This is a genomic window from Geminicoccus flavidas, assembly GCF_009806515.1.
Lineage (GTDB): Bacteria > Pseudomonadota > Alphaproteobacteria > Geminicoccales > Geminicoccaceae > Geminicoccus > Geminicoccus flavidus.
On record NZ_WUJP01000683.1, the window covers coordinates 1 to 6,881 of the forward strand.

General features: G+C 68.1%; 7 protein-coding genes. 3 read left to right on the plus strand and 4 right to left on the minus strand.

Features of this window, described 5'->3' with window-relative positions; all coding sequences use genetic code 11:
- Nucleotides 1-148: 148 nt before the first annotated feature.
- From EQG76_RS19355 to EQG76_RS19365, 3 genes are read right to left on the minus strand one after another with little or no spacing between them, the layout of a single operon-like run.
- The gene (locus EQG76_RS19355; RefSeq protein ID WP_159715993.1) at nt 149-1,159 is read right to left on the minus strand and encodes a ribonuclease Z; all 1,011 of its coding nucleotides are present in this window, start codon (nt 1,157-1,159) and stop codon (nt 149-151) included.
- Complete coding sequence (locus EQG76_RS19360; protein WP_159715999.1) at nt 1,156-1,521, minus strand: 4a-hydroxytetrahydrobiopterin dehydratase; 366 nt, start codon at nt 1,519-1,521, stop codon at nt 1,156-1,158. Before EQG76_RS19360 ends, EQG76_RS19355 begins: the two co-directional genes overlap by 4 nt.
- Before the next feature lie 59 nt (nt 1,522-1,580).
- Entirely contained in the window at nt 1,581-3,158 is a 1,578-nt protein-coding gene (locus tag EQG76_RS19365; RefSeq protein ID WP_159715994.1) for a sulfatase-like hydrolase/transferase, read from the minus strand.
- Nucleotides 3,159-3,363: 205 nt separating this feature from the next.
- On the opposite strand from EQG76_RS19365, the gene EQG76_RS19370 reads away from it, so the two are divergent.
- Together EQG76_RS19370 and EQG76_RS19375 are read left to right on the plus strand one after the other, a co-directional pair.
- Nucleotides 3,364-3,633, plus strand: a complete 270-nt coding sequence (locus EQG76_RS19370; RefSeq protein ID WP_159715995.1) for a hypothetical protein — start codon at nt 3,364-3,366, stop codon at nt 3,631-3,633.
- Nucleotides 3,614-5,086, plus strand: coding sequence for a methyltransferase (locus EQG76_RS19375; protein ID WP_159715996.1), 1,473 nt, complete (start codon nt 3,614-3,616; stop codon nt 5,084-5,086). Before EQG76_RS19370 ends, EQG76_RS19375 begins: the two co-directional genes overlap by 20 nt.
- Nucleotides 5,087-5,135: 49 nt before the next feature.
- Here the strand turns inward: EQG76_RS19375 and EQG76_RS19380 are convergent, their stop codons facing one another.
- Entirely contained in the window at nt 5,136-6,029 is an 894-nt protein-coding gene (locus EQG76_RS19380; protein WP_159715997.1) for an MBL fold metallo-hydrolase, read from the minus strand.
- A gap of 193 nt (nt 6,030-6,222) precedes the next feature.
- On the opposite strand from EQG76_RS19380, the gene EQG76_RS19385 reads away from it, so the two are divergent.
- A complete protein-coding gene (locus EQG76_RS19385; protein ID WP_159715998.1) occupies nt 6,223-6,750 on the plus strand; it encodes a GNAT family N-acetyltransferase in 528 nt (175 codons plus the stop codon).
- Nucleotides 6,751-6,881: the final 131 nt, after the last annotated feature.

A 6,881-nucleotide genomic window follows, 5' to 3' on the forward strand; every position in this document is an offset into this window, starting at 1 on the left:
CGACAGCAAGGGCGGCGGTAAGGGCGGCTCTGGTGGCTCAGGCGGCAAGGGCGGCAAGGGCGGACGCGACTGAGCGGCAGCGGCGCGGCCGCGGCAGGCCACTGCCGGCTCCAACCGGCAGGGCCGCCGGCGGGCTGGATCTTTGGCCTCAGCCGGGCTGCCGCCCGGCGCCGCTCGTCTCGAAGGCGTCCTCCGCCTCGCGGCGCAGGGCGTCGGGCCGCTCCAGGTAGCGCGCGGAGTGGTGGAACACGGTCAGCCGCCGCACGCCGGCTCGGCTGGCCAGTTCACCGGCCTGGCGTGCGGTCAGGTGGTGGCGGGTGCTGGCCAGTGCCCGATCCGCCTCCAGGAAGGCCGCCTCGATGAACAGGTGATCGGCATTGGCCGCCAGCGCCACGATCCGCTCGGCATTGGCCGGATGGAACGCGGCGTCGGTCACATAAGCCAAGCGCTGGCCGGGCGCTGCCAGAAGGGCGCGCTCCTTCAGCAGACCTAGCGGCAGCACCCGGCCCGGCCCCACCTCGACCGGCTGGTCGTCCGGAGCACCGGCGCGCACCGCACTCTTGGCATGGCCGAGCCACGGGCCGACCTCCAGGCCCATGGCGGCCAGTGCGGCCGGGATCACCTTCACGCCCATGCTCTCCTGCAGGGCGAACGCCAGGCATGGCGTGCCATGGTCGAGGGTGACCGCCGAGATGGCGAGGTCGCCCTCGGCCAGCACGAGGCCAGGCGGCAGGGAGGCCTTGCCGGCGGGCTCCGGCCGAAAGCCGGCGCGCGCCGCAAAGCCGGTCCAGGCGCCAAGCCGTCCATCGGCGAACTCCGCGACCTGCAGCTCGAATGCGACCGATTCCTCGTCCAGGAGATTCCACAGATAGGCGCCCAGCTTGGCGGCCACGCCGCTGATCATCCCGGGCGGGCCCACCAGCCGGATCGTGGTCGGCCGGTAGAGGCAGAGCCGGAGCAGCCGGTCGAACCCGGTGAAATGGTCGAGGTGCCGGTGGCTGACGAAGGCGTGGCTCACCCGCAGGAGCGAGCGGGCCGACAGCGCGCCCAGGTCACCCAGATCGAACAGCATGGCACGCCGGCCGAAGCGGAAGTCCAGGAACAGACCGGGATCATCGAACGGGCCGTTGACGAGCCTGGCCTGGATCAGCCGGCTCATGCCGACATGTTCGGCCCGGCCGCCGCGATCCGGTCGATCTTCGCCGCCATGACGAAGTCGTTGGCATGCAGGCCCTTGATCTTCTTGGTCTGCAGCGAGACCTGCGCGTAGCCCCAGCCGAAGCTGATGTCGGGATGATGACCTTCCGCTTCGGCGAGCATCGCCACGCGCTCGACGAAGGCGAAGGCCTGTCGGAAGTCCTTGAACCGGAATGACCGCTCGATGCGGCGGGCCTCATCGCGCAGCGACCATTCCGGTGTTTCGCCCCGATAGGCTTCCGCCTCCTTCGGGCCGAGCGGCGGCTCCCCGCCCTTGCAGGGTGTGCAGGATCTCGTCGCGAGATCGGCTGGATCGTCGGGCATACTGGCCTCCATGCGCTGGCGGCCAGGATTGCTCACGGCCGCCGCCTCATCCACCAGATCTAGTCGTGGAACTGCCGCACGACAGCCGTCACATCGAAGAAATCATAGAGCCCGAAAATGTCGGGAAATGCGTAGATCCGATCAGGAAGCCGCTCCAGGTTGCTGCCGAAATATTTGCCGAACAGCATCCGGAAGGAGTTGACCGGGGTGATGGTCGGATAAAGCAGGCCATAGTCCCCGTCGGGGAAGTAATAGGCGTTCAGAATCCCCATCTTGATCTGGAGTTCGTCGAAAGTCGCCTCGCGCCAGCTGCGGTTAAATCCGACATCCGTCTCGGGGAACGGCCCCTCGTCGGCCTGGATGATGATGATCGGCGGTGGCCCCTCGCGCTGCTGCAGGGCCGTCACGAGGTCCCGGATCACCTTGCTGGCATAGCGCACCTGCTCGACATAGCCCCGCACCCTGCCGCGGGCATCCGCCTCCTCCTGCGACAGGCAGTTCCCGTCCGCATCGAACACGAAGGGCTCGTGGGGCAGCAGGATATGGCCGAACACAAAGGTCGGCGCTGCCCCGTCCGCCGCCTGCTTGATCTGCTCAATCTGCCAGGGCACCCGCTGGCACTGCCCGGCATCCCATTGCAGGGTGCGCGTGTAGAAACTGTCCGGAGCGACCAGGTGCATCAGTGGGCTGATCACCCGGTCGCGCAGGTACATCGCGGTGAACTCGGTGAACCCGAAGCGCGGGTTGAACTCCGCATAGTCATTGACCTGGGTGGGTCCCCACCAGGCGCCGATCTGGGCATAGCGATAGCCAGCCGTTTTCAGGAAGCGGGCGACCCGGTGGTCACGCAGCATGCCGACGATTGGCTGCCAGTCGCTCGAGTGCCGCCCCTCCTCGTCCGCCAGGAAGTCCAGGTAATCCATCTGGAAGGTCGAGGCGAGCGAATGGCCGGTCTTGAGGTAGTTGGCGTGGCTGCCCCGCGCCACGTAGAAGCCCCGCTCTTCGAGAAAGGCCTCGAGCGGCGTATCGTCGGACCCGAAATAGCGCTCCATCACCGCCGCCGAAGCATAACGGTCGAATACCAGATAATAGATGTCCGGCTGGACGGCGGCCGGCGCCGCCGCTTCCTCAGGTGCGGGCGCCACCAGGCCCGGCCGGCCATGTTCCCACTTGTACGAGGCCGCCTGCCAGATCGGCGTCACCACCAGGATCAGCGCCACCCCGTTGAGGATGCTGTGGGGCAGCCGGAGGTCGCGGCGGGTCCGCGCCACCGCAACGAACGCCACCAGCAGGATCAGCACGAAGCCCGCCATGACCGGGACCATCGGCACCCCACCCATCGCCTGATCCCCCCAGAAGGCGAAGCGGATGGTGAACAGGCAGCCGATCAGGACGATGCTGGAAAGGATGGCGGTGCGGGCACCGAAGCTCCGGGACAGCAGGCTCAGCACCAGGACCACCAGGAGCGCGAAGCCCAGCGCCAGGCCCAGCGCCGGCAGGATCTCGACGAGCGCGGCTTCCTTCACGTTCAGGGCGTAGAGGCCCAGCACGGAAGCCGCGGCGAACAGGAACGGGTGGATCGGCCACCCGTCCTGGTTACGGTCGCGCTTGGCTTGGCTGGCCGGCCTGTCTTGCATGGTTTCTCCCCCCGACGCTGCGCGGGCCGCTGAAAAAACCGTAAGGCGACCAGGCCATTTTGGCTTTCCCCTTGTTGTCGGTGCAGCCCCGTGACAACTTCATGACAATTAGCGGATCGGACAGAGACAGCCAGTCTCCTGTCCGAGGGGAACGCCACCAACATAGCCGGGGACGCTCCGCGACCAGCGGCGGGAGAAGAATGACATGCACAGCATCGGCGCATATACTTTCCGGCTGGTGATGGCCGGCCTGATCGTGGGCATGTCGACCGGTACGGCGTTCGCCTATCTCGATCCGGGCACGGGCAGCATCATCCTGCAGGTGCTGCTGGGCGGCGTCGCCGGTCTGCTGCTCGCTGGCAAGCTCTACTGGCACCGGCTCCTGATCATGCTCGGCATCCGCCGCGAGGAGGAGGTCGCGTCGACCAGCAACGCCCCCCAGGACGTGCAGATCGATGCAGCCACCCGCAAGTGAGGCGCTGAGCGAGCTCGCTCCTGCGCCGGGCCGGGAGCGCATTCCCGGTCCCAGTGCCGCCACCGCCGAGCCCGGCTCGTTCCGCGACCGCAACGGTGCCGTGTTCTACCGCGACGGCGAGATCCTGCGCGGCATCAGCGCCAAGGCGCTGGCCAACTGGGAGCGGCTGGCCGCGGCACCGTTCTTCCAGGAGTTCACGGCGCGGGGCTCGATCGTGCGCACCGAGCGCCTGCCCGCTGACGAAGCCCGCTCGTTCGGCGAGTGGGCGGCGGTACTGCGCCACGAGAAGGTGCCGTTCATCTCCTACCCCTACGAGTGGACGTTCGGCATGCTGAAGGATGCAGCGCTGCTGCATCTGGATCTCATGCAGGCGGCACTCGGGGCTGGGCTGATCCTGAAGGACTCCTCCGCCTACAACATCCAGTGGCGGGGGGCGCAGCCGGTCTTCATCGATATCCCCTCCTTTGAGGTGCTGGGCAAGGGCGAGCCCTGGGTCGGCTATCGGCAGTTCTGCGAGCTATTCCTTTATCCTTTGTTCCTGCAGGCCTATAAGGGCGTGGACTACCGGCCCTGGCTGCGCGGCCAGATCGACGGCATCCCGGCCGGCATCCTGCGGCCGCTGCTTTCCGCGCGCGACCTGATCCGGCCGGGCGTGCTGCTCCACGTGCTGGCCCAGGACAGCCTACAGCGCCGCTATGCCGATAAGCCGCAGAACGTACGCAGCTCGATCGCCAAGGCCGGGTTCGACAAGCAGCTGATCGTCCGCAACGTCGAGGGCCTGCGCAAGATCGTGGCCGGCCTCAAGCCCGGCGGGTCGAAGACGGTCTGGGCCGACTACGACCGCACCCACAGCTACGACCAGGCCGAGTTCGAGGCGAAATGCGCCTTCGTGCGCGAGGCGTCACGGCACCGGCGCTGGCGGATGGCCTGGGACCTGGGCTGCAATACCGGCACCTTCTCGCGGCTGATCGCCGAGCAGGCCAACCATGTCGTGTCCATGGACGGCGACTGGATGGTGATCGAGCATCTCTACCAGGCGCAGCAGAGCCGGCCGGACCGGCAGAAGATCCTGCCGCTGGTGGTCAACCTGTCCGACCCCTCGCCTGCCCAGGGCTGGCGCGGCCTGGAGCGGCGCTCCCTGCCCGAGCGCGGCCGCCCGGAGCTGACGCTCTGCCTGGCGCTGATCCACCATATCGTGATCAGCGCCAACATCCCGATGCGCGATTTCATCGGCTGGCTCGCCGCGCTCGGCACGTCGCTAGTAATCGAGTTCGTCAGCCGGTCGGACGAGATGGTGCAGACCCTGCTCGCCAACAAGGACGACCAGTATGGCGACTACGAGCAGGACCAGTTCGAGGCCTGCCTCGCCGAGCACTACCGGATCCGCGCCGACCAGACGCTGAAGGGCGGCAAGCGCCACATCTATTTCTGCACGCCGAAGAGCGAGCCGTAGCCGCGCGGGGGAACGGCAGCCGGGCCTGTGCCCGGCGGTCGGGCAGTGCCTAGCAGTAGGCGCTGCCGTCCTCTGCCCGCGCCGGCTCGCGGAGATAGCGTCCCTCGGCCGGTACGGCCACGGCATCGAACCGTTCGGCCAGCTCGTGCAGGGCCGCGCGCATCTCTGGCCCCTGCATGGCATGGCCGTGGCCGGTTACCACCAGTTCCGGCTCCAGGGCCGCCAGGCGCCGCACCGAATTAGCGGCCTTGTCCCATTCCACCGTGTAATACATGGGCGGCCCGTGCATCTCGGCTGCCTGCACCGCGACCGCATAGGCGGACTCCTGGCGGGTGGTGATGAAGGCGTCGCCGGCGATCAGCGCCCGGTCTGCTTCCCGCCACAGCGACACATGGCCGACGCTGTGGCCGGGCGTGTGGAGCCAGCGCCAGCCGGGCAGATGCGGGATGCTGCCATCGTCCGGCAGTGCGCGCAGCCGGCTGCCCAGGTCGACCGGGCCCCGCGGGTAGAACCGGGAAATTGCCGCCATCATCCCGCCACCGACGCTTGGATCACCCGGCGGGTAGCTGGCGCGGCCGTTCAGGTAGGGATGCTCCAGTGAGTGGGCATAGACCGGCACGTCCCATTCCTCTGCCAGCCTGACGAGCGCCCCGACATGGTCGAAATGGCCGTGGGTCTGCACAATCGCGGCGGGCCGCGCGTCCTGGCCGAACCGCTCGGCAGCGGCGGCGCGGATGAAGGGTGCGGTGCCGGCAAGGCCTGCATCGATCAGCACCCAGCCGCGATCGCCCGCATCGGGCCGGCCGCAGAATAGGACGTTGACGATGCCCAGACGGCGATAGGCCAGATCGGGGGCGACCTCATGGGTGTGGTCGTCGCGGGCGGCATCCAGCTCCGGATCGAGTGCGCTTGCCTGCGGCGGCAGCGGAATCTGTTCGCCCATGACCGGCTCCCTACGCCACGCCCGATGGCAGCATCGGTGTACCGGGATCGAACGCATGGCCAATCCGGCCGTTCCCAGGGAAGTCCGCCGCAGGTTGGACGACGGGGCCCTGCGCGATCGCGGATGTGCTGCCCGGCTTGACGGCCGTCTGAATGTCTTGGTTGGATGGCCGGCCTCGGGCAGGAGAACCTGAATGAGGATCAGGCAGGGCGATCGCCAGGACGACGAGATCCTGGCCCGTCATCACATCGCGCTCTGGAAGAGCTACGGCATCCAGCCCGAGCAGATGCGCGCCGACGCGCTGGCCATCATCCTGGACTTCATCGAGGTCGGCCGCCGCGAGCGCAGCCTCGCCACCTTCCTCGCATGTGACGACGACGATCGGGTGGTCGGCTCGGCGAGCAGCCAGCTGCACCGCGTCCCCTATCCCGAGATCATGCTGCCGAGCATCCGCCGCTTCGGCTATGTCTGGAGCGTCTTCGTCGAGCCAGCCTATCGGCGCCAGGGCATCGCCCGGCAGTTGATGGAGCACGCTCTGGCCCATCTGCGCGCGATCGGCTGCACCACCGCGGTGCTGCACTCCTCCGATGCGGGGGAGGCGCTCTACCAGCAGTTAGGATTCCGTATCGTCAAGGAGATGCGGATGGGGCTGAACGAGCCGCCCCCAGGGCCGGCGGATCCGCCGCCCGGCCCTGTTCTTGAGATGCCGCCCTCAGGCTGAGGCCGCCAGTGCGGACCACCGGGCGGCTCAGCCGACGGCCGCCAGGCGGAAGGCCGGAGTGCCGGCGATCTTGGCTGCGCCATTAGCGCGCTTTTTTTCCTGGACGCGGGCCAGGCAGTCCATGCGGCGCA